Here is a 26,104-nt window from a genome sequence, read left to right as displayed (position 1 = left end):
ACGCTTCGGCCATGACCGAGGTGAACGCGGCCGAGACCGTCGGCGAGGCGGCCGGGCGCGGGCAGGTAGTGGCGTGGGGATTGTGGGACTGGGGGTCCTCGGCGTTCCAGGCCGTCACGCTGACCTTCGTGTTCTCGGTGTATCTCACCGACAAGGTCGGCGACGACCTGCCCGGTGACACCCCGGCCAGCGCCTGGCTGGGCTGGGCGCTGGCGGCGGCGGGCCTGGTCGTCGCGCTGACCGCGCCGGTCTGCGGGCAGTACTTCGACGCGGTCGGCTCCCGCAAGCGAGCGCTGGCGACCCTGACCGCGCTCACCGTCGGCGCGATGTCGCTGATGTTCTTCGTCCACGACGACTACCACGATCTGTGGCTCGGGCTGGCGCTGCTGGCCTTCGCCTCGGCCGTGTTCGAGCTGGCCGGTGTGCCCTACAACGCCATGATGCGGCAGGTCTCGACACCGGCCACGGTCGGGCGGGTCTCCGGATTCGGCTGGGCGATGGGCTATTTCGGCGGCATCGTGCTGCTGCTGATCTGCTACGTGGGGTTCCTGGCCGGGGACGGCGACACCCGCGGCGTACTCGGCATGCCCACCGACCAGGGGCTCAACGTGCGCCTGGCCATCGTGCTGGCGGCGGTCTGGTTCACCGTCTTCGCGCTGCCGGTGCTGTTCGCGGTGCCCGAACTCCCGCGCACCACCGCCGACCCCGGCGCGGCGCGGGCCGGGCTGCTCGGTTCCTATCGGGTGCTGTGGCGCGATGTGCGCGAGCTGTGGGCGCGCGACCGGCACACCGTGTGGTTCCTGCTCGCCAGCGCGGTCTTCCGGGACGGGCTGGCCGGGGTGTTCACCTTCGGCGCGGTGCTCGCGGTGCAGGTCTACGGCTTCGCCGACGCCGATGTGCTGCTGTTCGGCATCGCCGCCAATGTCGTGGCGGGCGCGGCGGCGATCGCGGCGGGTCGCTTCGACGACACCCTCGGGCCCAAGCGGGTGATCGTGGCCTCGCTGATCGGGATGCTCGCGTGCGGGCTGGTGCTGCTGGTGGTGTCGGGCTCGCTGATGTTCTGGATCTTCGGGCTCGCGCTCACCGTGTTCGTCGGGCCCGCGCAGGCCTCGGCGCGCTCGTTCCTGGCGCGGCTGGCGCCGCCAGGGCGGGAGGGTCAGCTGTTCGGGCTGTACACCACCACCGGGCGGGCGGTCTCGTTCCTCGCGCCCCTGCTGTTCGGTGTGTTCGTGTCGGTCTTCCACAGCGACCGGGCCGGGATCGCTGGACTGCTCGTCGTCCTGGCGGCGGGTCTGCTCGTCCTGCTGCCGGTGCGCGCGCCCGCGTCCACGGTGACCGCGGCGTAGTGGTGGTTCACCAGAACGGGGCGGCCCGCACTGTGTGTACGCCCGTACTCTGAAATTCCGGCTGTGCGGCATGTGGGGTGTGTTACACCATGGACCGCATGCGGCCACAGCCCCGGAAACATCCCTCAGTCAGCGGTTTTGGGAACCCAGCCGCCGATGCCAAGCGCGATCAGGCGCATCTGCATGACGGTGCGTTCGACCACCGCCGACTCCTCGCGCGGTGTCGCCGCGACGTAGGCGGCGATCCCGTCGGTGACCGTGGTGACCAGTAGGTCGGCCGCGATCTCGAGCTCGGTGGTGCTCCAGGTGTCCAGTGCGCGCAGCCGGGACAGATCGGCCACGATCTCGCGCACGATCAGCTGCATCTCCATCGCGATCGCCTGGCGCAGCGGGGCGGGCCCGCCGTGGCGCTCGCGGATGAGGAAGCCGAACAGCGCGCGCTTGGCCCTGACCTGCTCGAACACGAAGCGCACTGTATCGGCCAGATGTGCGTCCGGTTTGCGTCTGACCTCGCGCAATGCCAGGCGCAGCGCCGTCACGCCCTCGTCGACCAGCGTGGCGCCGAGGTCGTCGAGCGAGGCGAAATGGCGATAGAACGCGGTCGGCACGATGCCGGCCGAGCGGGCGATCTCCCGCAGGCTCAACGCCGCGAATCCGCGGTCGGCGGCCAGCGTCAGGGTGCCTTCGAGGAGGGCCGCACGGGTGTGCGCCTTGCGCTCGTTGCGGGTTCCTGCCTGCTCAGTCACATCGGTGAGCATACATCCGTTCACCATAGTCGCTTCCCTGGATATGTTGCCCGCCTCACATCTTTGCCGGTTGACAGCGGGCTGGGTCCATCCGGCACACTGGTGAGTGTACAGGCGTGCACTGAAATGTGAATCGCATGCCGCACAACTTCCGCAGAGGGGCAAGACGCATGGTGGGACTGATCGACCTGGTGCAGACGTTGACGACGCCGCATCCGCTGGACCGGTACCTGGAGCTGGTCTCGCCCGCGCTCACCGCGCGGGAGCTGCGCGCCGAGGTCACCCATGTCTCGCACGCGGTGCCCGGTTCGGTGACGCTCACCCTGCGCGCCTCCCGGCAGTGGCGCGGCCACAGCGCGGGCCAGTACGTGCAGATCGGCGTCTCCATCAACGGCGTCCGGCACACCCGCTGCTACTCGCCGATCGATCCGGAGAGCCGCGGCGACCGCTTCCTCCAGCTGACGGTTAAGGCGCACCCGGGCGGGCTGGTGTCGAACTACCTGCACGAACACGCTAAGCCGGGCATGGTCGTCGACCTGGCACCCGCCGCGGGCGTGTTCGCCCTGCCCGAGCGTCGCCCGGACCGGGTGCTGCTGGTCAGCGGCGGCAGCGGCATCACCCCGGTGCTGTCGATGCTGCGCACCCTCGACGCCGAGGGCTTCAGCGGCGAGGTCACCTTCCTGCACTACGCGCGTCAGCCCGAGATGGTGCCGCACCGGGCCGAGCTGACCGCGATCGCCAACCGCAGGCCGAACTTCCGGATCGAGTACCGCTACCCGGTCGAGCCGGGCACCGTCGTCGACGGTGAGACCTCCACCGGCAGTGGCTTCTTCGACTACGACGAGCTCGAGCGGGTCGCGCCGTGGTTCGCCGACGCGCAGACCTTCGTCTGCGGTCCGCCGCCGCTGATGCGGGCCGTGCAGACGATCTTCGAGGCCGAGGGTCTCGCCGATCGGGTGCACAGCGAGGAGTTCACCCTCACCACCGTGCCGGCCGACGCGGCCGAGGCCACCGGCACCATCACCTTCTCCGGCAGCGACGTCGCCGCCGACAACACCGGAGCGTCGCTGCTCGAGCAGGCCGAATCGGCGGGCCTGACCCCGGAATACGGCTGCCGGATGGGCATCTGCTTCTCCTGCACCGCGACCAAGGTCTCCGGCTGCACCCGCAACCTGCGCACCGGCGAGCTCGACGCCGATCCCGACAAGCAGATCCAGATCTGCGTGAACACGGCCGTCGGCGACGTCGACATCGCCCTCTAGTCACCGAGTACCGAGAAACCGAACCAAGGGGAGATACAGCCATGACGATCCTCACCGAAGGCAAAGACGGCCCGGTCATCCTGACCCCGGACCAGGTCGAGGAGCTCGGCCAGGCGCTCGACGAACTGCGCGCCCGCGTCGAAGCCGATCTGGGCGAACGCGACCGCGACTACATCTACAAGATCATCAAGACCCAGCGCGGCCTGGAGATCGCCGGCCGCGGCCTGATGTACCTGGGCTTCCTGCCGCCGTTCTGGCTGGCCGGCGTGGCGGCACTGGGTGTGTCGAAGATCCTGGACAACATGGAGATCGGCCACAACGTCATGCACGGTCAGTACGACTGGATGCGTGAGCGCGGCATCAACTCCCGCGAATTCGACTGGGACACGGTCTGCCCGGCCGACCAGTGGAAGCACTCGCACAACTACATGCACCACACCTACACCAACGTCCACGACATGGACCGCGACATCGGCTACGGCATCCTGCGCATGGACGAGGGCCAGAAGTGGCACCCGTACTACCTGGGCAACCCGGTGTACGCCTTCCTGCTGATGACCTTCTTCGAGTGGGGCGTGATGCTCCACGACCTCGAGTTCGACAACATCGTCAAGGGCAAGCGCACCTGGGCTCAGATCAAGCCGCTGCTCCAGGGGCAGGCCAAGAAGGCGAGCAGGCAGGTCGTCAAGGACTACGTGGCCTTCCCGCTGCTCACCGGCCCGCTGTTCTTCCACACCCTGGCCGGCAACGCCGCGGCCAACCTGGTGCGCAACCTGTGGACCTACTCGATCATCTTCTGCGGTCACTTCCCCTCGGGTGTGCAGACGTTCACCAAGGAGGAGACCGAGGTCGAGACCCGCGGCGAGTGGTACGTCCGGCAGATGCTCGGCTCGGCCAACATCAAGGGCTCCAAGCTGTTCCACATCCTGTCCGGCAACCTGTCGCACCAGATCGAGCACCACCTGTTCCCCGACATCCCGGCCAACCGCTACCCGGAGATGGCGCCCGAGGTGAAGGCGCTGGCCGAGAAGTACGGCCTGCCGTACAACACCGGCCGTTTCTCCAAGCAGATCGGCTCGGTGTGGGCCAAGATCTTCCTGCTCTCGGTGCCGGATCGCTTCGTCAAGAGGGCACCCAAGCCCAGTGTTATCGTTATGCGTAATCGGAAGGCAACCGAAGTGGGCGTGTAAATGGTCGGCAAATTCGAAAGCAACAAAGATCTTGTCCAGGAATTGACGTCCTCCGGTGCCAGGCACGTCGGCAATATCGCCACGCTGATCACCGGGGCGGTCGCCGAGGTCGCGCGCGAGATCGGTGAGTTCATCACCGACGCGATCGAGATGAACGAGGCCGCCGCGGCGGCGCGCCGCGACGCCGAGCAGCAGCTCGACGCCGAGCGCGCCTACACCGAGTTCGTCGAGGCCGAGACCGAGGACGAGCCCGTCGAGGCCGAGGTCGACGCCGAGGTCACCGAGCCGGTTCCCGGCGACAAGGCCTGATCCTCACCACACCGGCAGCCGCCTGCGGTGTTCGGTGACATCGGTGATCAGATCCCGGTAGCCGTCGGTCAATTCGGCCAGCCGGCACCAGTGCAGATGGGTGCGTGCCTCCCACTGCCGCGGGGTCGTCTTCTCGACCGGATCGCCGCCCAGCGCCCGCTGGGCGGCGATCCATTTCGCCGCCATCCGGTCGATCACCGCGCCGAGGGTCTCGGTGTGCAGCGAGGCGCCGGCCCGGTGCGCCACATTGGCGGCGACCCACTCGTCGATGCGGTCGATCAGCGTGGCGCGGTCGCCGTCGATCTGGTCGATCAATTTGCCGCACGCCGCGATCCGGCCGCTGGTGGCCTCCGGCGCGCGGGCCGCCTCGATCGCCTGGTGCCTGCGGTCGTGGCAGCGGGCCAGCCGATTCGCGGCCTCGAGGACCCGGTGCCGCGCCGGGTCGGGGTCGGTGGATTCCAGGAAGGCCCGCAACAGCGCCGAGGGCGGCGGGAATTGCGTGGCATCCACACGATGGCCGGGATCGAACGGCATGATGCACGCCCCTGAATACGCTGAATTTCGTGCTTGGATACGCCAGAGCCGGGGAGGATTCGGGGGAGGTGCACTCCCCGGCACCGGCGTAGCCCCGCCCGGGCGTCGACGAATATCCGCGACGCTGCGGCGAGGAAGACGACCCGGGGAAAAATCGGGACCCTCTCAGGAAAGCGCGATTCGGCGCGACCGCGCAATAGTATGGTGTACAAATCGCCCGGTCTGCGGAAATTGTTATGCACCGTTACGGCGGGGTCACCACGAGACGTCTCCCGTGTTACCCATCCGCACATTCCCGGCAATCGGCGGGACCGTACCCGCCGCGAATGCCGCCGCATGCACTAACCTCGATAAATGTGCCGGCCTATGTGTCCTCACCCGAACTGACCTTCGGGTTCCTGTTCGCGCTGGAAGACCCGCAGCGAATCGCCGACGTCGTGCGCGACCTGATGGAGCGCCGCGCGGTCTCGGTGTTCCGGCTCGCGCGCCTGTCCGACGACGACGGCCCGCCCGAACGCTACGTGGTGAACTGGGCTGCGATACCGCAGATCTCGATCACCACCAGCGCGCCGGAGCCCGGCGACCTCCAGGCGCAGCGGATCATGCTGGTCAACGCGTTCCTCGGCGAGAACGGCGAGGTCAGCCTGTATTCCGGCACGCCGAACGCGCCGAGCTGACTCAGCGGGCCGATTCGTAGATCCGGCGCACCACGTCCTCGATGCCCGGTTCCTCGATCGACAGGTCGCGCACCTGCGCCCGGTCCGACACCGCGGCCAGTAACGCCGCGGCCGTGGTGTGTTCGGCGTCGAAGGCCAGGCGCTGGCGCATGCCGCCCGCCTCTCTGGACAGCAGCTGCGCCCCGCAGGGCAGATCGTCGAGATCCGGTGTGGGCGCGGCCAGGTCGACCACCAGCACCCGGCGCGCGCCGACGGTGGCGCCGAGCCCGGCCAGTGAACCGTCGTACACCAGCCTGCCGTGATCGACGACCAGGACCCGATCGCAGAGCCGTTCGATATCGCCCATGTCGTGGGTGGTGAGCAGCAGCGTGGTGCCGCGCTCGATCCGTTCCGCGCGCAGGAACTCGCGTAATCGTTGTTTGGACAGCACGTCCAGGCCGATCGTCGGCTCGTCCAGGATCACCAGCTCCGGCGAATGCAGCAGCGCGGCGGCCACTTCCGCGCGCATGCGCTGGCCGAGCGAGAGCTGGCGGACGGGGGTGTCGAGGGTGTCGGCCATCTCGAGCTGTTCGACCAGTTCGTGGGTGCGCTTGTCGGCGATGTCGGGATCGAGGCGGTGGATCGCCGCCAGGATCGAGAACGACTCGTGCAGCGGCAGATCCCACCACAGCTGCGAGCGCTGCCCGAACACGACGCCGATCCGCGCGGCCAGTTCCCTGCGCTGGCGCACCGGTTCCAGCCCGCAGGTGCGGACGCTGCCGGTGGTCGGCACCAGGATGCCGGTGAGCATCTTGATCGTCGTCGACTTGCCCGCGCCGTTGGCGCCGATATAGCCGACCGCGGAGCCGCGTTCGATCCGGAAGCTCATCCGGTCGACCGCGGTGATGGTGTCCCGGTGTCTGCGCCAGCGGCTGCCGTTCTTGCGGTAGACCGTGAACTGCCGGGTGAGGTCGTCGATGTCGATGATCGGCTCCGCGGAACCGTACTCGTCCTCCATCGCTATCCCCCTCCTCCCTGATAGTGCCTCGTTCCTATCCGCCACGCTGCGAAGGCCAGTAACCACACCCATGCCGCCGCCACCGGTGTCAACCAGGCCGACCACGCGGGCAACAGCGGCGGTCCGGGGAGACCGAGCAGCGCTATCGTCGGCACGTAGGCGGTGAACGCGACGGGAATCGCGAACCCGAACAACAGCTTCAGCGGCGCGGGGAACACCGAAGCGGGCTGCATCGCGGCGAAGGACCCGCCGTAGGTGAAGCTGTTGGTGAGCTCGGCACCGTCGATCAGAAAGAACTGTAGTCCCGCCGCGCATACGAAAAGGCCACAGAACAGGGCAATTCCACTGATCAGGGTGATCACGATCAAGGTAACCGGGGCGATGCCCCAGTCGATTTCGTTGCGCCACAGCCCCACCCCGAGCACGATCACCGCGACGGCGGCGCGCGCGAGCCTGCGCAGCGAGATATCGCTGGTGATCAGTTGCAGCAACAGGGGTTGCGGGCGCAGGTGATAGGCGTCGAGGGTGCCCATCCGGATCATCGCCGGCAGCGAGTCCAGGTGCCCGACCAGCACCTGGGCCAGCGCGAAGGAGGTGTTGGACAGCCCGAACAGCAGCAGCGCCGCGTTGGTGTCGAGCCCGCCGAGCGTGCCGACATTGTGGAAGATGACCCACACCTCGGCGAACTCGACCAGGCCGATCAGGAAGGCGCTGAACACCTCGGTGGCGAACGAGAGCCGGTACACCTGCTGTGCTTTCACACGCGAACGCAATACTGCGAGATAGGGGGTGAACCAGGTCCCGGCCACGATGCGCGCGGAATCGGGTTCAGCCACCCTGTACCTCCAACCTGCGTTGTCCCGCCCGCAGCAACACCCTGCCGAGCAGTCCGATCACCAGCACCCAGAAGCCTTGCGCCGCAACAGTGAGCAAGGCGTCCATGCCGGCGACCCGCCCGGACAGCGTATCGATCGGTGCCTGGAGGATGGAGGGAAACGGGGTAGCCATCGCTATCGTCCGCAACCAGTCGGGAAACATGTGGACCGGGACGAAGAGCCCGGCCAGGAAGGTGCCGACGATCTGGTACAGCACCCGGATCCCGCGGATCTCCACCACCCAGAACCCGATCAGCGCGACCGCGAACAGGCACAGGAACGACAGCGCCACCGCGAGCAACACGCTGATCAGGCCGAGCAGATAGGCCACCGGCGTCGTCGGCATCGACAGCCCGAAGGTCGCGGCGCCGATGATGATGCTGGGCACGCCGCGGGGCAGGAAGGTGCAGGCCGCCCGGCCCATATCGGTGGCCAGATAGCTGAGCTGGACGTCGACCGGGCGCAGGAAATCGATCGCGACGTCACCGGATTTGATCCGTTCCACCAGGTCGATCGGCGGTCCCATGAACTGGGTCGCGCCGAGCAAGGCCTGCGACAGCCACACGTACGCGCCGATGGTGCCCTCGTCATAGCCGCCGAAATCACCGGCCGCGCGGACCGCGGCCACCATCACCGCCGCCCGGACGAAACCGAACACGCAGTTGGTGAACAGCCCGGCGAACATCGCCAGCTTGTACTGGGCCTGCCGTTTGAATCCGGCCCGCGCCAGCTTCCAGTAGACGCCGAAGGCGCTCGGCCTGCGCCGACGGAATGCGCACCGGCGCACCGCGAGGGCAACTCGGCCGTCCCCCTCCGCATCGCCCCGCACAATCAGTCAACTCTAGGCGGCCCCACTGTGATCCGGACGAAAACGCCGACGATCGTGACTGCTCAGCGCAGGGGAACCCCGACGTCGCTGCCGCCCTCGGGGGTGATCCGCGCGCTCACTTTGGCCAGCGCGGGCGCCGGGACGAAACCGCCGGCGAACAGCGCCTCGCCCTGGCGGAACCAGGGGGAGCGGCCGAGCAGGGCCGAGGGCGCGTACCCGAAGTAGGTGCCGAGTTCGGCGAGGTCGACCGGGGAGGTCATCTTCATCAGCGCGAGATTGTCGCACTGGGAGATGATGCCGGAGTGCACCTTCGACGGACGTTGCGTCGACAGCAGCAGCCACAGCCCGAATTTGCGGCCTTCGGCGGCGATCTGGATCAACCGCTCGCGCACCGCGATCGCGATCGGGGAATCCAGCCGGGGCGAGGCCAGATTGTGCGCCTCGTCGATGACGAGCAGGATCGGGCGGCGCTCCTCGCGGCGGGCCCACAGGTCGTCGAGCAGGGCCAGCGCGACCACGAGCTGCTGTGCGGCGGTGGAGAATCCGCCCAGGTCGAGCACGGTCGCGTCGGGGCGTTCCTCGACGACCTCGGTGACCGCGCGGTCCTGGCGGGCCCACACCTCCCACTCGTGCAGCCCGAGGTTCTCGATGCGCATCGCCAGGCGCCGCTGCGCCGCGGACTCCGAGCGCAGCAGCGACGGCAGGGTTTCCTCGAGTTCGGCGGCGGCGAGCTGGTCGGCGAGGTGGATCAGCTCGTTGAACTCCTCGCGATCGGCGATCGGATCGATCCGCAGGATCGCGGCCTTGGAGGTCAGCGGCAGCGCGGTGAACCTGGCCCGCAGCGGGTGCGCGGAATGCGGGCGCAGCACCCGGATGTCGCGCTCGCGCAACGCGTCGGCCGTGGGGCCGGTCGCACCGGGGGCGATCTCGCCGAGCCGGACGAAATCGGAATTGGGGTCGAAGATCACCACGGGCAGCGCGGTGTGCGCGATCACCTGCTCGAGCACGACGCCGAGCGCGTAGGTCTTGCCGGACCCGCTCTGCCCGCACCAGAAGGTGTGCCGGTTGAACCGCTTGGGCAGCAGCCGGGCCGGGCCGCCGGGCGGGGTGAGGTTCACCCCGACCTCGAGCAGCGCGCCGGTCGTCTCGTGCAGCGTCTGGACCGTGGCGGCGTCGACCATCTCGACCGTGCCCTCGGTGAAGGCGTAGCCGGCGCGGACGTCGATGCCGTCGTCGTTCAATTCGCCGATCAACCGGCCGCGCAGGCGAACCGGGGTCGTCTCCGACCGCTCCTCGACGAGCACGAGCTGACGGCGCTCGGCCGCGACGACCACGGCCAGCGAACCGGCGACCAGCGCGCTGTCGGTGGCGTCGGCGACTACGAACGAGCGGCCGTCGTCGGACCGCGCACTGGGCTGGCTACTGTTCGGCACCCAGCCATCTTCTCACCACATCCCGCGAACGGGGCCGGACAGCTATAGGACGGCTACCGCGACGGTCAGTGCTCCGGGAAGCCGGTGGCGAACAGGATCGCAATGATCACGGAGCTGACCACGGAAATGGCGAGAATGATCCACATGAGGGGGAAGGTTACCCGTACCCGGGCGTGTCGCTGTCATCGCACCGTCGTGCTGGGGCGTCGCCGCAGGTCACGGCGGTTCGATGCTCAGAGCTGGGGTGGCACCGAACAGTCCGCGAAGTCGGGTTCCTGGAGATCACGGACGAGGTCGGGGTTGGCGTCGCGCACCGACCGGGCGATCTCGACGAACGAGCGGATCAGCGGAGTCTCGTGGTCGGCGCGCCAGCCGACCGCGACCTCGTTCGGCGTGGTTCCGGCGACCGGGACCAACCGGACCCGCGGAAACGGGACCCACCTGGCGCACGCCGCGGTGAGCACGATGCCGACACCGGTCGCGACCTTGTTCAGCTCCTCGAGCAAGGAGCTCGACCGGCCGACCACGAGCGCGGCCAGCCCGTTCCGATGCTCGGCGAGCTCCCAGTAGGCATTCCAGATCGGATCCGCGGTGGCGGCGCCGAGCAACGGTTCGTCGAGCAGCTCGTGCGCCGCGACCTCGGCGCGGTCGGCCAGCCGATGGTTCGACGGCAGCATCACCATCAGCGGTTCGGTGAACAGCGGCTCGAATCGCACGCCGTCGTCGCGGAACGGGCGCCGGGCGAAGGCGACGTCGACCGAGCCGTCGGTCAGCCCGACGGCCGGGTCCGCGTAGCTGAAATGCCGCAGCTCCACCGATACCTCGGGATGACGCTCCCGGAACGCCGACAGAATCGGCTCGGTGAGAGTGAGGGCGCCGCCCTCCATCAGCCCGAGGACCAGGCGATCCCGTTCCCCGCGGTGCGTCGACCTGGCCCGCTCGATCGCCGCGTGCAGGCCGGTCAGCGCCGCCCTGGCGTCGCGGAGGAACACGGCGCCGGCGGCGGTGAGTTCGACGGTGCGGGTGGTGCGGGCGAACAGGGCCACATCCAGCTCTCGCTCCAGCTGTTTGATCTGGGTGCTCAGGCCCTGCTGGGAGACGTGCAGGCGCTGGGCGGCACGGGTGAAGTTCAGCTCCTCGGCCACCGCGACGAAGTATCGCAACTGCCGGGTGTGCACCTCCATGGCGCGCAGCCTAGTGCGGGTGCGGCGATTGACAACCGAATCCGATGAATCGGTGAAATTCAGCTGTTTCACAGAGGATTTCCGGTCCGTTAGCGTTCGTCGGCATGCAGCTCAGGATCTTCGCCGTCGTCGCCTGCCTGTTCGGGGCGCTCCTCACTCCGCTTCTGCGCGACAGCGCGCCCGCGGTCGCCGATCCGGGCGGAATCCACGGCCCGCTCAGCACCAGCGGGCGCTACATCGTGGACGCGAACGGGAATCGGGTGAAGCTCAAATCCGGGAACTGGCACGGGTCAAGCGGCACCTGGAACGGCAGCGGCGACGACGAAACCGACGCCGCCAACTTCGCACAAGAGAACGGGCACCGGGCGCCGCTCGGCTTGGACCGGGTCCGGATGGATGTCCTGATCGCCGACTTCAAGGTATTGGGGCTCAACAGCATTCGGCTGCCGTTCTCCAACGAGATGATCACCGACGCCCGCCCGGTGCAGGGGCTGACCGCCAATCCGCAGCTCAACGGGCTGCGTCCGCTCGAGGTGTTCGATCGCGCGGTCACCGCGCTCACCGACGCCGGGCTCGCCGTCATCCTCAACAATCACACCACCTCCACCCGCTGGTGCTGCGCCGTCGACGGCAACGAGCGCTGGAATTCCGGACAGTCGTGGGACGAGTGGATCGACGACTGGACGTTCATGGCCGCGCGCTACCGGGGCAACACCGGCGTCGTCGGCGCCGACCTGCGCAACGAGGTGCGCCGCGACACCTGGGACGACCCGAACTGGGGCCTCGGCGACAACCACGACTGGTACGACGCCGCCCAGGAGGCCGGCGACGCCATCGTCGGCGGCGCGAATCCGGATCTGCTGGTGATGATCGAGGGCCTGAACTGGATCGGCATCCCCACCGATCTGACCCCGCACGAACGTCCCATGCTCGAGCCGCTGAACCGGCTGTCGGTGACGCTGAAGCAGTCGCACAAGGTCGTCTACGCGGCGCACTTCTACGGCTACATCGGCCGTCATCACACCGGAGCGACCGGCTGGGGCGAGACCACCGACCCCCGCTTCCGCGATCTGTCGCGCGCCGAGCTGTTCCAGGCGATGAACGAACTCGCCGGGTACGTCGCGACCACACCGGACCGGCATTTCACCGCGCCGGTGTGGATCAGCGAATTCGGGATCGGCAAGGACGCCGAGCCGCTGGACCGCGCCTGGTTCGGTGCCATGGTCGATTTCCTCGTCGAGAAGGATCTGGACTTCGCCTACTGGCCGATCGTCGGATTCCACCAGAACGACGCGGGCAATCAGTGGGGCCTGCTGCGCTACGACACCGCGGGCGGCCTGCGCAGCGTCACCGACGCCGACGACTGGCGCGCCGCGCACGTGCGCCGGCTGCTCGCCGCGGACGGCAAGACCGGGCCGGTCGCGCCGGTCCGGACCTGGTCGATGCTCAACGGCATCCACGAGGACGACAACCGCTCGGTGCGGGCCGCGGCCGACTGGGACAGCGGTGCGCACAAACTCGTCTGCCCCGATGATCAGCGGTTGATCGGCATCAGCTCGCGCGGGCAGGGCGGGCTGTGCACCGACGCCACCGAGGGCGCGCTCTGGCAGCCGGGCACCACGGCCGTGAAGGTCGACTCGGAGCGGGTCAGCACCGACTGGGCCGGTGGCTTCACCAAGTACCAGTGCCGGGACGGGCAGTTCATGATCGGCTACAGCCTGCGCGGCGACAAGGTGTCGGCCATCCTGTGCGCACCCGCCCGCCTGCCGCTGGCCGGTGCGGGCCGCACGCTCTGGGACGACCGCGGCGACAGCCGTCCCGCCTCCGGGGAAGGCGGCGACTACGCGCACGGGTACTACAAGGCCCAGTGCGCGGCGACCGAGTACGCGGCGGGCATCGCCTTCTCGTGGGCCAACGCCCGCGGCGCCCATCCCGACGCGCTGTACTGCCGCGCCCTGCGCTGAGCACTCTTTCGTTCGCGCCAACACCTAGATCGCTGCATGGTTGCTGCCGTCTAACTCGGCAACTGTTCGGTTTCATTTTCGTCCGGCGGTCGAGCAGCGGTATACCGTGCAGTGTCCGGTTCGAATGCAGGTGTTGGCAGAGGAGCGGAAGGGGCTGGCTGTGGCGTTGGTCGGGAGATCATGGGGTTCGCTGGGAGGAAGCCATCGCGCAGTCCGGGTGCGGACGCGGCGGCCGTTGCGGGTGGTCGAGTTGCTCACCGGCGCGATGCTGCTGACGATCGCCGCGGGGGGAATGGCCGGGCCGGTGGCCGCCGCGGTGCTCATCTACCGCAGCGGCGCGGGGCGGGAGGGTACGGCGGTGACGGTGTCGCTCTGGCTGGCGATCGGCGCGGTGGTGGTGGCGCTCGCCGTCGCCGCGGCGCTGTTCGCGACGGCGTGGCGGCGCATCCACCGGCGCCGTCCGGCGCCCGCGTCGGCCGAGGTGTGGTTCCCGGCCCCGGTGGGCAACCGGATGCGGCTGCCCGCGCCCGGCGTCGCCGTCGGTGGGGCGCGGTGAGCGTGGCCGTCGGGCACGGTGGTGTGGCGCTCCGGCGTCGGCCCGGTCGCGGGCATTGGCACCGCCGCGTCGTCGGCGGACACTGGAGGAATGGTTGACAGGGAGCAGCGCACGCCCGCTTACGGCGTGGTGATGATTCTCGCGGCGCTCGGCGCGTCGATGGCAGTCAGTTACTACGGTCCGACGTGGTTCCGCGTCACGGTCTACATCCTCACGGCGATCATCGTCGTGGTGGGCGGTGTCATGACCTTCCGGGACTACTCGCACTGAGGCTGCGCGCGGTCAGGTCGCTCCGGCGGGCCGGGGGCGGCGCGCCCCGGCGTGTGGATCTCAGTGCTCGCAGTCGTTGTGCGCGGGCGGGCTGTAGGTGACGGCACCGCAGGCCAGACAGGTGTGGACCCGGTGGTGACCGCCGATCCGGCGGCACGGCATCGCGACGACCAACGCGCGCCCGGCCCCGAGCCGGTGCCCGTTCGGGCAGAAGCGCGGCGACGGTTCGGTCCATACGCCGGCACGCAGATAGGGCCGGATGGATTCGCACATGTGTTCGATTATGCACATCGGCGGCGTCCGCGCGAGCGCGGCGCGTTCCGAGCTGTCACGCGATCGGCGCGCGCGCTCCCGTCGCGTCGATCTGCTCGCGGAGAATGTCGCCGTGCCCCGCGTGCCGGGCGAACTCCTGGATCATCGCGAGCAGCGTCCAGCGCATGCTGACCTCGCCCTCGCGAGGGTTGATCTTGGTGTCGTCGAGGGCGAAGCGTGCCGCGATCTCCCGTGACCGCGCGCTCGCCCGCTCGAATTCGGCGATGACCTCGGCCAGCGACTCGTCGTCCGCGACGTCGAAGGTGCCCTCGTCGCGGCGCGAATAGCCGTCACAGTCGGCTTCGTCCAGACCGGCCCAGAACCGCTGGAACCAGATCCGCTCCGCGGCCGCCGCGTGCTTGAGCAGCGAGATCGGTGTCGTCAGCGAGGCGACGAGCTGTCGTCGGGCATCGGCCTCGGACAGGCCGCGCGCGGTCGCGACGAGTGCCGCGCGATTGCGGTCGAGCAGATCCTCGATGATCGCCCGCTCGCTGCCGGTGGTAATTCCGTTGGTGCTCATGGGTTTTCGCTCCTTTCGGTGAAGGGTTCGGGATTCGGATCGATGCCACGCGACGGCGCGCGATCGATTCGGGAGGGCTGAACAGCCGATGGCCGGGCACGGCGGGGGCCGCAGGATTTCGGAATTCGAGAGAGTCGCCGAGCATCACGGCCGCCGAAAGGGGTGATCTGCCCGGTCCAACCACGGGCAATCCCTACCTGGTGCGCCCGGCGCTCCGGGCCATATGCGGCCCTGACCTGGAATACACGCAGGTCAGGGCCGTTCTGCGCCCCCGGCAGGAATCGAACCTGCGACCTAGGGATTAGAAGGCCCTTGCTCTATCCAACTGAGCTACGGAGGCAGTGGCATCCACCTTGGCCGAACTCGGCGCCGGTGTCCAGCGCGAAAAGTATAGCGACCGACCAGAACGAGTGCTGGGATCGGCAGCGCCGCCCCATCGGGTCGGCTCCGGGCAGGTCGAACTACCCTCGTTGTCATGTCGTTATCGCAGGACCGTTCCGCTGGACCCGCCGTGGACGGCGCGCCACCGGTGGAAGCGGGTCGGGCTGCGCCGACAGGGAACGCCGCGACGTTCGGGGTACTGAGCGTCGTCGCCGGGGCGATGGCCGCGGTCGTCGCGGCGATCGTGGTCGGGTTGTCGGCGGCGCAGGCCCTCAGTCTGCTGGGTATACCCGATCCGGGGCCGTTGACAACATATGGCTTGCCCGCGCTGCGGGCGGTGGCCGATCTGGCCGCCGCGGTGACCGTCGGCTCGCTGCTGTTCGCCGCGTTCCTGCTGCCGCCCCGCGACAGCGGACTGCTCGAAGCCGGTGGCTACCGCGCGGTGCGCCGGGCCGCCGACGCCGCGCTGGTCTGGGCGGGCTGCGCGGCGCTCCTGGTGCCGCTGACGGTCTCGGACACGACCGGCCAGCCGGTCGGTGACATCTGGCGGCCCGAGGTGCTGTGGCCGGTGATCGCCCAGGTCGAGGTCGCCGGCGCGTGGCGGACCACCACGCTGTTGGCGCTGATCGTCGCCATCGGCTGCCGCCTGGCCCTGCGCTGGGGCTGGACGCCGCTGCTGCTGGCGGGCTCACTGATCACCATGATGCCGCTCGCGCTGACCGGGCATTCGTCCTCCGGCGGCGCCCACGATGTGGCCACCAACTCGCTGATCCTGCACATGGTCGCGGCCGCGGTCTGGGTCGGCGGCCTGATCGCCGTGCTCGCGCACGCCCTGCGCGGCGGTGCGGGCACCGATGTCGCCGCGCGGCGGTTCTCGGTCGCCGCGACCATCGCGTTCGTGGTGATCGGTCTCAGCGGCGTGGTCAACGCCTGGGTCCGGCTGCCCGCCGCCGACCTGTTCAGCACGACCTACGGCAAGCTGGTGCTGGCCAAGGTGGCGGCGCTGCTCGTCCTCGGCGTGCTCGGCTATCTGCAGCGTCGGGCCGCGCTGCCCGCGCTCGCCGCCGATCCGCGCGACCGCAGGGCACTCATCCGCTTCGCCGGGGTGGAGATGCTGATCTTCGCGGCCACCATCGGCCTGGCCGTCGGCCTCGGGCGCACCCCGCCCCCGCCGCCCACTTCTATCCCGACGCCGGTGGAAGTGGAACTCGGCTACACCCTGGCCGGGCCGCCGACGGTCGGCCGACTGCTGTTCGACTGGCGCTTCGACCTGATCTTCGGCACCCTCGCGATCGTGCTCGCGGCGCTCTACCTGCTCGGGGTGTACCGCCTGCGCAAGCGCGGCGACGCCTGGCCGATCGGGCGGACCATCGCCTGGTGCAGCGGCTGCCTGGTGCTGCTGCTGGCCACGTCCTCGGGTGTCGGCCGGTACTCGCCCGCCATGTTCAGCGTGCACATGGGCGCGCACATGGCGCTGTCGATGCTGGCGCCGATCCTGCTCGCCCTCGGCGGCGCGGTGACGCTGGCGTTGCGCGCGCTGCCGCCCGCCGGACGCGAGGGTGTGCCGGGTCCGCGCGAGTGGATCCTGGCCGCGGTGCACAACCCGGTCTCCCGGTTCCTGACCCAGCCGGTCGTGGCGTCGATCATCTTCGTTGCCGGGTTCTACGCGCTGTACCTGGGCGGGATCTTCGACACCTACGTCGATTCGCACGCCGCGCACCTGATGATGAACGCGCACTTCCTGATCAGCGGCTACCTGTTCTACTGGGTGGTGATCGGCATCGATCCGAAGCCGCGTGAGGTGGCGCCGCTGACCAAGCTCGCCATGGTGTTCGGCACGCTGCCGTTCCACGCCTTCTTCGGCATCGCGCTGATGAGCATGAACACCGTGCTCGGCGGCTGGTTCTACCGCACCCTCGGCCTCGGCTGGAACATCGATCTGCTCGCCGACCAGCGCAACGGCGGCAGTTTCGCCTGGGCCAGCGGCGAGGTGCCGCTGGTCGTGGTGATGCTGGCCCTGCTGATCCAGTGGTCGCGCAGCGATCAGCGCCTGGCCAAGCGCACCGACCGGGCCGCCGACCGCGACAACGACGCCGAACTCACCGCCTACAACGCGATGTACGCCGAGCTGGCGCGTCGCGACGGCGAGGTGCGTCAGTGAGTGGTTGCGGTGTGCCGGTGAATGCGACACAGCGCGCCGAACCGCATCGCGTGCTGCGCACGGATGTGCGGGCGGCGCGGCGCAGGCTGTCGGGCCGGGTGCGCAAGACCCCGGTGTTCCACACGACCGTCGACGGGCCCGACGGCGCCGTCCCGGTGTCGCTGAAGCTGGAGTTCCTGCAGCACGGCGGCACATTCAAGGTGCGTGGCGCGCTCAACGCACTGCTGGCCGCGGACAAGGGCGCCGATCACGTCGTCGTCGCGTCCGGTGGCAATGCCGGGATCGCGGTCGCGCTGGCCGCCGCGCAGCTGGGCAAGGCCTGCACGGTGGTGGTGCCGGAGTCGGCCCCGCACACCAAGGTCGCCGCGATGTGGGCGCACGGCGCCGAGGTGCTCTGGCACGGGACGAGCTACGACGAGGCGCAGCGCAGGGCGGTGACGCTGGCCGCCGAACGCGGCGCCCAGCACCTGCACGCCTACGACATGCCCGCCGTCGTGGCGGGCGCCGGCGTGATCGGCCTCGAACTGGAGGAACAGGTGCGCGGGCGGCCGCCGGTACTGGCGGCGATCGGTGGCGGCGGGCTGATCGCCGGTCTCGGCGCCGCGCTGGGCAGGCGCAGGCAGATCGTCGGCGTGGAGTCCGAACACACCCCCGCGCTCTCGGCCGCGCTGGCCGCGGGCAGGCCGGTCGACATCGACGCGAAGGCCAGGGCCACCGAGCTGCTGTGCGCGACCCGGGTCGGCGAGATCGCCTTCGACATCGCGCGCAGGCATCGGATGCCCGCCCTGTCGGTGGCCGACGACGCGATCACCGCGGCCAGGGAGTACCTGTGGCGCGAATTCCGCGTCGTCGTCGAGCTGGAAGGCGCCGCCGCGCTGGCCGCGGTGCAGAGCGGTGTCTACCGCCCGGACCCGGGCGTGCGCCCGATCGTCGTCCTGTGCGGGGCGAACACCGAACTCCCCGTGCTCTGACACAGGAGATCTCCACAACCGTCGAGGTTGTCCCCAGTCGCGTCCGCGCCCGCCCGTTCGGCTGTTCGCGAGTCCATCCTTGGATGGTCAGCGCAACAGCGACCGAGTGGGGGCGGATTCGATGTACGAGGCACACGCGACGGTGATCGGCACGGTGGTGACCCATCCGGCCCGGCGTGATCTGGCCAACGGTGAGCAGGTGGTGACCTTCCGGATGGCGAGCAATTCGCGCCGGTTCGACGCCGCGGCCGGGGAATGGGTGGACAACGGCACGTTGTATCTCACGGTGAGCTGCTGGCGCAGGCTGGTGGCCGGGGTGGACCGGTCGCTGCATCGGGGCGATCCGGTGATCGCCTACGGCCAGCTGCGCTCGCACGAGTATCGCGGCAAGGACGGCACCGAGCGCCGGGATCTGGAGATGCGCGCGGTCGCCGTCGGCCCTGATCTGGGGCGGTGCAGCGCGTCGGTCGTCCGGCGATCCGACGCGGCCCGCTCCGTTCCGCACGCCGTGCGGAATATTTCGGACCGCCGGGGCGCTGTACCCCCGGTCCCCGTGGCGGACGCGACCGAGTATGCGCCGACGGTACCCACTGCCGTAGCCTCTACGACCGCGGCGGATTCCCTCCCGGCGCGATCGCCGGTTGCGGTGCCGATCTCCGGTACGCCCGCGCAGGTCGACGCCTGAGGGTCGCATCCGCGGCACCGGCCCGCTCCGCATCTCACCCCCGTTACCCGCACCGATAGGCTTCCGTATATGGCTGAGTTCATTTATCAGATGATCAAGGTTCGCAAGGCGCACGGCGACAAGGTCATCCTCGACGACGTGACGCTGAACTTCCTGCCCGGCGCCAAGATCGGTGTGGTCGGCCCGAACGGCGCGGGTAAGTCGTCGGTGCTGAAGATCATGGCGGGGCTGGACCGGCCGAACAACGGCGAGGCGTTCCTCGCGCCCGGCGCCACGGTGGGCATCCTCATGCAGGAGCCGCACCTCAACGAGGAGAAGACCGTCCGCGGCAACGTGGAGGAGGGCCTCGGCGAGGTCAAGGTGAAGCTGGATCGCTTCAACGAGATCGCCGAACAGATGGCCACCGACTACTCCGACGAGCTCATGGACGAGATGGGCAAGCTGCAGGAGTTCCTCGACCACGCCGACGCGTGGGATGTCGACTCCCAGCTCGAGCAGGCCATGGACGCGCTGCGCTGCCCGCCGCCGGACGAGCCGGTCACCAACCTCTCCGGTGGTGAGCGCCGTCGCGTCGCGCTGTGCAAGCTGCTGCTGAGCAAGCCCGACCTGCTGCTGCTCGACGAGCCGACCAACCACCTCGACGCCGAGAGCGTGCTGTGGCTCGAGCAGCACCTGGCCGCCTACCCGGGCGCCGTGCTGGCCGTCACCCACGACCGGTACTTCCTCGACAACGTCGCCCAGTGGATCCTCGAACTCGACCGCGGCCGCGCGTACCCGTACGAGGGCAACTACTCCACCTACCTGGAGAAGAAGGCCCAGCGCCTCGAGGTCCAGGGCAAGAAGGACCAGAAGCTGCAGAAGCGCCTCAAGGAGGAGCTGGCCTGGGTGCGCTCCGGCGCCAAGGCCCGGCAGGCCAAGAACAAGGCCCGCCTCGGTCGCTACGAGGAGATGGCCGCGGAGGCCGAGAAGCACCGCAAGTTGGACTTCGAGGAGATCCAGATCCCCGCGGGTCCGCGCCTGGGCGACATCGTGGTCAACGTGTCGAACCTCGACAAGGGCTTCGGCGATCGTCAGCTGATCAAGGATCTGTCCTTCACGCTGCCGCGCAACGGCATCGTCGGCGTGATCGGCCCCAACGGTGTCGGTAAGACCACGCTGTTCAAGACCATCGTCGGGCTGGAGGCGCCGGACAGCGGCGATGTCAAGGTCGGCGAGACGGTCAAGCTCAGCTACGTCGACCAGAACCGCGCGGGCATCGACCCGAACAAGAACGTCTGGCAGGTCGTCTCCGACGGGCTCGACTTCATCGAGGTCGGCAACCAGGAGATGCCCTCGCGCGCCTACGTCAGCGCGTTCGGCTTCAAGGGCCCGGACCAGCAGAAGCCGGCCGGCGTGCTCTCCGGTGGTGAGCGCAACCGCCTGAACCTGGCGCTGACCCTGAAGCAGGGCGGCAACCTGATCCTGCTCGACGAGCCGACCAACGACCTCGACGTCGAAACCCTCAGCTCGCTGGAGAACGCGCTCGAGCAGTTCCCCGGCTGCGCCGTCGTGATCTCCCACGACCGCTGGTTCCTGGACCGCACCTGCACCCACATCCTGGCGTGGGAGGGCGACAGCGACAACGAAGCCAAGTGGTTCTGGTTCGAGGGCAACTTCGAGGCCTACGAGGCGAACAAGATCGACCGCCTCGGTGCCGAAGCGGCGCGCCCGCACCGCGTGACCCACCGCAAGCTGACCCGCGACTGATCCAGAGTTTGCTGTGGCGGCCCGGCGGAACGATCCTCGATGATCCTTCCGCCGGGCCGTCGGCGTCAGCGCGTGAAAACGACTGGTAGCGACGCCTTCCCCGGCGTTCACCGAACGTTGGCCAAGTTACCGGCGCGGCAAGCTGAAATTCCCTCCGCGTGTCCGTGGAGCCCCGGCTAGTCTCGAATTTGCGTCACCTGAGTTGCGGAATCGAAGCGAACCGAATCCATGGGAGTGGGCGAAACGATGACGGTCTCGTCGGAAATGTCGAGCGCGGCGTGGGCCGCGGGAATCCCGCAGAGTCTGCGCGGTGATCTCGCGACACTCGAGGGGGCGTATTTCCGACACGTCGACGCCGGTGACGCGGACTTCCCGGTCACCGGCATCAACCAGATCTTCCGGCGGCACATGGAATTGGCCGCCGAGCGCCCCGCCGGCACGGCGCTGGTGCGGGTCTACCATCCCGACGACGGGTCGGGCATGGGCGCGGCGGTGCAGCTGGTCACCGACGACATGCCGCTGCTGGTCGAGTCGATCACCGCGGCGCTGGGCCGGATGCAGGTGAGTGTCACCGAGGTCATCCACCCGATCTTCGAGGTCACCCGCGACGAGCACGGCGCGCTGGTCACCGCCGCGCCGCACGAGGTGGACGGCAACGGCGCGACCGGCAAGCCGGAGTCGTGGATGCACCTGCAGCTGCACCCGTCGACCAGCCGGGCCCAGCTCGACCACATCGAACGCACGCTGCCCGAGGTGGTCGCCGACGTCCGCCAGGTCATCGACGACACCGAGGCGATGACCAGGGTGCAGAGCTCGCTGGCCGACCAGCTCGACCGCACCGCGGGCTCGGGTTCGGCCCCGTTCCCCGCCACCGATCTGGCCGAATGCGCGGAGCTGCTGCGCTGGCTGTCCCGCGGCAATTTCACGCTGCTCGGCTACGCGCGCTACCGGCGCGACACCGAGCACGGCCACACCGTGTCCACACAGGTGGCCGGCGCGAGCCTCGGCGTGCTGCGCGCCGACATCGGCACCGACTTCCAGGTCCCGATCAACGGCGGCGACCGTCCGCTGCTGATGCTCACCCAGGGCCTGGTCCGCGCGACCGTGCACCGCTCGGTGTACCCCTACTTCGTCGGTGTCGCCGATGTCGACGACGCGGGTGCCGTGGTCGGCGTGCACCTGTTCATCGGCGTGTTCACCGTCAGCGCGGTGCACGAGAACGTGCTCGACATCCCGGTCATCAACACCAGGGTGCGGACCGCGATCGAGGCCGCCGGGTTCGACAAGGACTCGTTCTCCGGCCAGGCCATGCTCGAGGTGATCGAGTCCTTCCCACGGACCGAACTCTTCTCCGCCGACACCGAGGCGATGCGCCGCACCGCGGTGGCTGTGCTCGGCGTCGCCCTGCGCAGGCAGGTGCGGCTGTTCCTGCGCAGTGACAGCTACGGCCGTTTCGTGGCCTGCATGGTGTACCTGCCGCGGGATCGCTACACCACGGCCGTGCGGCTGCAGATGCAGGAGATCCTGGTCCGCGAGCTCGGTGGCGCCGACATCGACTACTCGGCGCGGGTGAGCGAAAGCGAGCTCGCCAGTGTGTATTTCACGGTCACGCTGCCCGCCGACGCCACCGCCGCGCCCGACACCTCCGAGGACAACCGGCTGCGCCTGCAGGCCCTGCTGAACGCCGCCAGCCACACCTGGGACGACCGGATCGACGACGCGGTCTCCACCTCCACGGTGCTGGATCCCGCTGTGGTGAAACGGTATTCGGAGGCGTTCCCGGAAAGCTACAAGGAGGACTTCGGTCCGGCCAGGGCGCTGGCCGATATCGGCAGGCTGGAGCGGCTCACCGAGGGCGGCATCGGTCAGCACCTGTACCGCAAGCCGGAAGCCGCGCCCGGATCGTGGCGCTTCAGCCTCTACATCGCCGGGTCGGGTGTCTCGCTGAGCCAGGTGCTGCCGGTGCTGCAGAGTCTCGGCGTCGAGGTGGTCGACGAGCGGCCCTACCAGCTGGAATTGGAGACCGGCGCCGAGCGCTGGATCTACGACTTCGGCCTGCAGGCCCGCCCCGAACTGCTGCGTAACGCGCTCGGCGGCGATCTCGACGCCGAACTGCTCGAGCAGGCCACCCACGAGGACGAGCTGCACTCCCGGTTCACCGATGCCTTCGAGGCGGTCTGGTACGGCCGGGCCGAGGCCGACGGCCTCAACGAGCTGGTGCTGCGCGCCGGACTCCCGTGGCGGTCGGTGGCGATCCTGCGCGCGTACGCGAAGTACCTGCAGCAGGCCGGTTTCCCGTACAGCCAGGTGAACATCGCCCGGGTGCTGCTGGCGCATCCGGAGGTCGCGCGCGCGTTCGTCGACCTGTTCGCCGCGCGGTTCGATCCGGACACCGTCTCGGCCGAGGTCGCGATGGAGCTCGAGACGAAGGTCCGCGCCGGTATCGACCAGGTGGTCAGCATGGATGCCGACCGCATCCTGCGCGCCATCCTCGGCCTGATCAAGGCGACGCTGCGCACCAACTACTACGTCGTCGACGCCGAGGACCGCCCGCGCGAGTACCTGTCGTTCAAGGTGGAGCCGCGCGAGATCGCCGAATTGCCCAAGCCGCGACCGCAATTCGAGATTTTCGTCTACTCGCCCCGGGTCGAGGGCGTGCACCTGCGGTTCGGGTCGGTGGCGCGTGGTGGGCTGCGCTGGTCGGACCGGCTCGAGGACTTCCGCACCGAGATCCTGGGTCTGGTGAAGGCACAGGCGGTGAAGAACGCGGTGATCGTGCCGGTCGGCGCGAAGGGCGGCTTCGTGGTGAAGAACCCGCCCGCCGCCACCGGTGATCCCGCCGTCGACCGGCAGGCGAGCATCGCCGAGGGCGTCGCCTGCTACCGCACCTTCATCTCCGGCCTGCTCGATGTGACCGACAATGTCGACCTGGCCACCGGCGCCGTATTGCCGCCCGCCCGCGTGGTCCGCCGCGACGGCGACGACACCTACCTGGTCGTCGCCGCCGACAAGGGCACCGCGAGCTTCTCCGACATCGCCAACGACGTGGCCACCCGCTACGGCTTCTGGCTCGGTGACGCGTTCGCCTCCGGCGGCTCGGCCGGCTACGACCACAAGGCCATGGGCATCACCGCCAGGGGCGCGTGGGAAGCGGTCAAGCGGCACTTCCGCGAGATGGGCATCGACACCCAGAGCCAGGACTTCACCGTCGTCGGCGTCGGCGACATGAGCGGTGACGTGTTCGGCAACGGCATGCTGCTCTCGCGCCACATCCGCCTGGTCGCCGCGTTCGACCACCGGCACATCTTCCTCGACCCGAACCCCGACGCCGCCACCTCCTACGCCGAACGCGAGCGGCTGTTCGCGCTGCCGCGGTCCTCCTGGGCCGACTACGACCGGTCGCTGATCAGCGCGGGCGGCGGTGTGTTCGAGCGGACCGTGAAGTCGGTGCCGATCTCGCCGCAGGCCCGGCTCGCCCTTGGTCTGCCCGACTCGGTGCAGGCGCTCACGCCGCCGGAACTGGTGCGGGCCATCCTGCTCGCCCCCGTCCAGCTGCTGTGGAACGGTGGCATCGGCACCTACGTCAAGGCCGCGAGCGAATCCAATGCCGAGGTGGGCGACAAGTCCAACGACGCGGTCCGGGTCGACGGTAATCAGTTGCGGGTCAAGGTGATCGGCGAGGGCGGCAACCTGGGTGCCACCGCGCTCGGCCGGATCGAGTTCTGCCGGGGCGGCGGCAAGATGAACACCGACGCGCTGGACAACTCCGCGGGCGTGGACTGCTCCGACCACGAGGTCAACATCAAGGTGCTGCTCGACGGCGTGGTGAGCGCGGGCGCGCTGGTGCCCGCCGACCGCAATCCGCTGCTGGCCTCGATGACCGACGAGGTCGCGCGGATGGTGTTGCAGGACAACGTCGATCAGAACGTGCTGATCGGTATCGCGCGCACCGACGCGCCGCAGATGGTCAGCGTGCACGCCCGTGTCATCGACGATCTCGAGCAGCGGCGCGGCCTGGACCGTGAGCTGGAGGCGCTGCCGACCGACGTCGAGCTGAAGCGGCGCGACGAGGAGGGCCGCGGGCTCACCTCGCCGGAGCTGGCCAACCTGCTCGCGCACGTCAAGCTGGGGCTCAAGGCCGATCTGCTCGACACCGATCTGCCCGACAGCGTCTACTTCGCGCGCAGGCTGCCGCTGTACTTCCCGACGCCGCTGCGCGAGCGCTTCGGCGCCGCGATCAAGAAGCACCGGCTGCGCCGCGAGATCGTCACCACGATGATCGTCAACGAGGTCGTCGACTACGCAGGCATCACCTACGCGCACCGGCTCAACGAGGAGGTCGGCGCCAGCACCTCCGACACCGTGCGCGCGTTCGCGGCGGCCGCCGAGATCTTCGAACTGCACGACGTGTGGGCGCGCATCCGCAGCGCCGACGCGCCCGCCGGGGTGTGTGATCTGCTGGAGCTGGAGTCCAAGCGGACGCTGGACCGGGCCTCGCGCTGGCTGCTCAGCAACCGGCCGCAGCCGATCGCGGTCGGCGCGGAGATCAACCGCTACCACCGCCGGGTGCAGGAGCTGGCGCCGCAGGTGCCGGGCTGGCTGCGCGGGCACCACGTCACCTCGCTCACCCAGGGCGCGGCCGAGCTGATCGCCCGTGGCGCGCCGACCGAGCTGGCGACCGAGGTGTTCGGGCTGCTGAGCCTGTACCCGCTGCTCGACATCGTCGACATCGCCGATATCGCCGACCGGGACGGCACCGAGGTGGGCGCGCTGTACTACGCGCTCAACGAGCACCTCAAGATCGACTGGCTGCTCGAGGCGGTCAGCCACCTCGAACGCGGCGACCGCTGGCACGCGCTGGCCCGGCTCGCGCTGCGCGACGACATGTACGGTTCGCTGCGCTCGCTCACCCTCGATGTGCTGTCCGCGGGTGACCCGGAGGAGACGGCCGACGAGAAAATTGCATACTGGGAGTCGAAGAACCAGTCCCGGCTGGGTCGTGCGCGCGCGGCCCTGTCGGAATTGTTCGAGTCCGGGACCCACGACCTCGCCACACTGTCGGTCGCCGCGCGACAGGTGCGGAGCATGGTGAGCGGGGTGGGCGCCCAATCGGAGGTACCACGGTGACGAGCTCGCCGAACACAGCCACGGCCGCG

22 protein-coding genes and 1 tRNA gene are annotated in these 26,104 nt (G+C 69.2%); 13 read left to right on the top strand and 10 right to left on the bottom strand.

The window, feature by feature from the left end; all coding sequences use genetic code 11:
* Positions 1 to 11: 11 nt before the first annotated feature.
* Entirely contained in the window at positions 12 to 1,346 is a 1,335-nt protein-coding gene (locus AB0H54_RS24770) for an MFS transporter (protein WP_357348214.1), read from the top strand.
* 125 nt (positions 1,347 to 1,471) lie between these two features.
* On the opposite strand, the gene AB0H54_RS24765 is transcribed toward AB0H54_RS24770, so the two are convergent.
* The gene (locus tag AB0H54_RS24765) at positions 1,472 to 2,092 is read right to left on the bottom strand and encodes a TetR family transcriptional regulator (protein WP_355276893.1); all 621 of its coding nucleotides are present in this window, start codon (positions 2,090 to 2,092) and stop codon (positions 1,472 to 1,474) included.
* Between the two features lie 170 nt (positions 2,093 to 2,262).
* On the opposite strand from AB0H54_RS24765, the gene AB0H54_RS24760 reads away from it, so the two are divergent.
* The 3 genes from AB0H54_RS24760 to AB0H54_RS24750 are packed head-to-tail and all read left to right on the top strand — an operon-like array spanning position 2,263 to position 4,853.
* Positions 2,263 to 3,354 (top strand): ferredoxin reductase, encoded by a 1,092-nt coding sequence (locus AB0H54_RS24760; protein WP_357348212.1) that lies wholly within the window; start codon positions 2,263 to 2,265, stop codon positions 3,352 to 3,354.
* A gap of 41 nt (positions 3,355 to 3,395) precedes the next feature.
* Positions 3,396 to 4,544 carry an acyl-CoA desaturase gene (locus tag AB0H54_RS24755; RefSeq protein WP_357348210.1) on the top strand — a complete coding sequence of 383 codons (1,149 nt, stop codon included), beginning with the start codon at positions 3,396 to 3,398 and terminating at the stop codon, positions 4,542 to 4,544.
* Entirely contained in the window at positions 4,545 to 4,853 is a 309-nt protein-coding gene (locus AB0H54_RS24750) for a hypothetical protein (protein WP_355276899.1), read from the top strand.
* 3 nt (positions 4,854 to 4,856) lie between these two features.
* Here the strand turns inward: AB0H54_RS24750 and AB0H54_RS24745 are convergent, their stop codons facing one another.
* Positions 4,857 to 5,387 (bottom strand): DUF4254 domain-containing protein, encoded by a 531-nt coding sequence (locus AB0H54_RS24745; protein WP_355276901.1) that lies wholly within the window; start codon positions 5,385 to 5,387, stop codon positions 4,857 to 4,859.
* A gap of 368 nt (positions 5,388 to 5,755) precedes the next feature.
* Here AB0H54_RS24745 and AB0H54_RS24740 point away from each other — a divergent pair, with 368 nt between their 5' ends.
* A complete protein-coding gene (locus AB0H54_RS24740; protein WP_355276904.1) occupies positions 5,756 to 6,064 on the top strand; it encodes a hypothetical protein in 309 nt (102 codons plus the stop codon).
* A 1-nt stretch (position 6,065) separates the two neighbouring features.
* Here AB0H54_RS24740 and AB0H54_RS24735 read toward each other — a convergent pair whose 3' ends face one another.
* From AB0H54_RS24735 to AB0H54_RS24715, 5 genes are all read right to left on the bottom strand, one after another.
* Entirely contained in the window at positions 6,066 to 7,061 is a 996-nt protein-coding gene (locus AB0H54_RS24735) for an ATP-binding cassette domain-containing protein (protein ID WP_357348207.1), read from the bottom strand.
* 2 nt (positions 7,062 to 7,063) lie between these two features.
* Positions 7,064 to 7,897, bottom strand: coding sequence for an ABC-2 family transporter protein (locus AB0H54_RS24730; RefSeq protein ID WP_218720845.1), 834 nt, complete (start codon positions 7,895 to 7,897; stop codon positions 7,064 to 7,066).
* A complete protein-coding gene (locus AB0H54_RS24725; RefSeq protein WP_357348205.1) occupies positions 7,890 to 8,765 on the bottom strand; it encodes an ABC-2 family transporter protein in 876 nt (291 codons plus the stop codon). Before AB0H54_RS24725 ends, AB0H54_RS24730 begins: the two co-directional genes overlap by 8 nt.
* Positions 8,766 to 8,827: 62 nt before the next feature.
* Positions 8,828 to 10,198 carry an ATP-binding protein gene (locus AB0H54_RS24720; protein ID WP_357348203.1) on the bottom strand — a complete coding sequence of 457 codons (1,371 nt, stop codon included), beginning with the start codon at positions 10,196 to 10,198 and terminating at the stop codon, positions 8,828 to 8,830.
* Positions 10,199 to 10,431: 233 nt separating this feature from the next.
* Entirely contained in the window at positions 10,432 to 11,382 is a 951-nt protein-coding gene (locus tag AB0H54_RS24715) for a LysR substrate-binding domain-containing protein (protein WP_357348201.1), read from the bottom strand.
* 104 nt (positions 11,383 to 11,486) lie between these two features.
* Between AB0H54_RS24715 and AB0H54_RS24710 the strand changes: the two genes are divergently transcribed.
* The 3 genes from AB0H54_RS24710 (at position 11,487) to AB0H54_RS24700 (ending at position 14,172) form a co-directional block, all read left to right on the top strand.
* Positions 11,487 to 13,346, top strand: coding sequence for a cellulase family glycosylhydrolase (locus AB0H54_RS24710; RefSeq protein ID WP_357348199.1), 1,860 nt, complete (start codon positions 11,487 to 11,489; stop codon positions 13,344 to 13,346).
* A 217-nt stretch (positions 13,347 to 13,563) separates the two neighbouring features.
* A complete protein-coding gene (locus AB0H54_RS24705) occupies positions 13,564 to 13,902 on the top strand; it encodes a hypothetical protein (protein ID WP_357348197.1) in 339 nt (112 codons plus the stop codon).
* A gap of 90 nt (positions 13,903 to 13,992) precedes the next feature.
* Positions 13,993 to 14,172, top strand: a complete 180-nt coding sequence (locus AB0H54_RS24700) for a hypothetical protein (protein WP_357348195.1) — start codon at positions 13,993 to 13,995, stop codon at positions 14,170 to 14,172.
* Between the two features lie 60 nt (positions 14,173 to 14,232).
* On the opposite strand, the gene AB0H54_RS24695 is transcribed toward AB0H54_RS24700, so the two are convergent.
* The 3 genes from AB0H54_RS24695 to AB0H54_RS24685 form a co-directional block, all read right to left on the bottom strand.
* Positions 14,233 to 14,445, bottom strand: coding sequence for a hypothetical protein (locus AB0H54_RS24695; protein WP_218720840.1), 213 nt, complete (start codon positions 14,443 to 14,445; stop codon positions 14,233 to 14,235).
* A 55-nt stretch (positions 14,446 to 14,500) separates the two neighbouring features.
* Positions 14,501 to 15,004, bottom strand: coding sequence for a DinB family protein (locus AB0H54_RS24690; RefSeq protein WP_357348193.1), 504 nt, complete (start codon positions 15,002 to 15,004; stop codon positions 14,501 to 14,503).
* A 266-nt stretch (positions 15,005 to 15,270) separates the two neighbouring features.
* A tRNA-Arg gene (locus tag AB0H54_RS24685) sits at positions 15,271 to 15,344 on the bottom strand.
* Positions 15,345 to 15,479: 135 nt separating this feature from the next.
* Here AB0H54_RS24685 and AB0H54_RS24680 point away from each other — a divergent pair.
* From AB0H54_RS24680 to AB0H54_RS24660, 5 genes are all read left to right on the top strand, one after another.
* Positions 15,480 to 17,546, top strand: a complete 2,067-nt coding sequence (locus AB0H54_RS24680; RefSeq protein ID WP_357348191.1) for a cytochrome c oxidase assembly protein — start codon at positions 15,480 to 15,482, stop codon at positions 17,544 to 17,546.
* 17 nt (positions 17,547 to 17,563) lie between these two features.
* Entirely contained in the window at positions 17,564 to 18,517 is a 954-nt protein-coding gene (locus tag AB0H54_RS24675; RefSeq protein ID WP_357348189.1) for a serine/threonine dehydratase, read from the top strand.
* 121 nt (positions 18,518 to 18,638) lie between these two features.
* Complete coding sequence (locus AB0H54_RS24670) at positions 18,639 to 19,202, top strand: single-stranded DNA-binding protein (protein WP_357348187.1); 564 nt, start codon at positions 18,639 to 18,641, stop codon at positions 19,200 to 19,202.
* A gap of 69 nt (positions 19,203 to 19,271) precedes the next feature.
* Positions 19,272 to 20,948: an energy-dependent translational throttle protein EttA gene (gene ettA / locus AB0H54_RS24665; protein WP_357348185.1), complete on the top strand. Its 1,677-nt coding sequence runs from the start codon at positions 19,272 to 19,274 to the stop codon at positions 20,946 to 20,948.
* Between the two features lie 246 nt (positions 20,949 to 21,194).
* Positions 21,195 to 26,075 carry an NAD-glutamate dehydrogenase gene (locus AB0H54_RS24660; RefSeq protein WP_357348183.1) on the top strand — a complete coding sequence of 1,627 codons (4,881 nt, stop codon included), beginning with the start codon at positions 21,195 to 21,197 and terminating at the stop codon, positions 26,073 to 26,075.
* The last annotated feature ends 29 nt before the right edge of the window (positions 26,076 to 26,104 follow it).

It is taken from the genome of Nocardia sp. NPDC050718, assembly GCF_040654235.1.
Classification (GTDB): Bacteria; Actinomycetota; Actinomycetes; order Mycobacteriales; family Mycobacteriaceae; genus Nocardia.
Note: the sequence above shows the minus strand (reverse complement) of the source record. Positions and strands in the feature narration are given on the sequence as shown.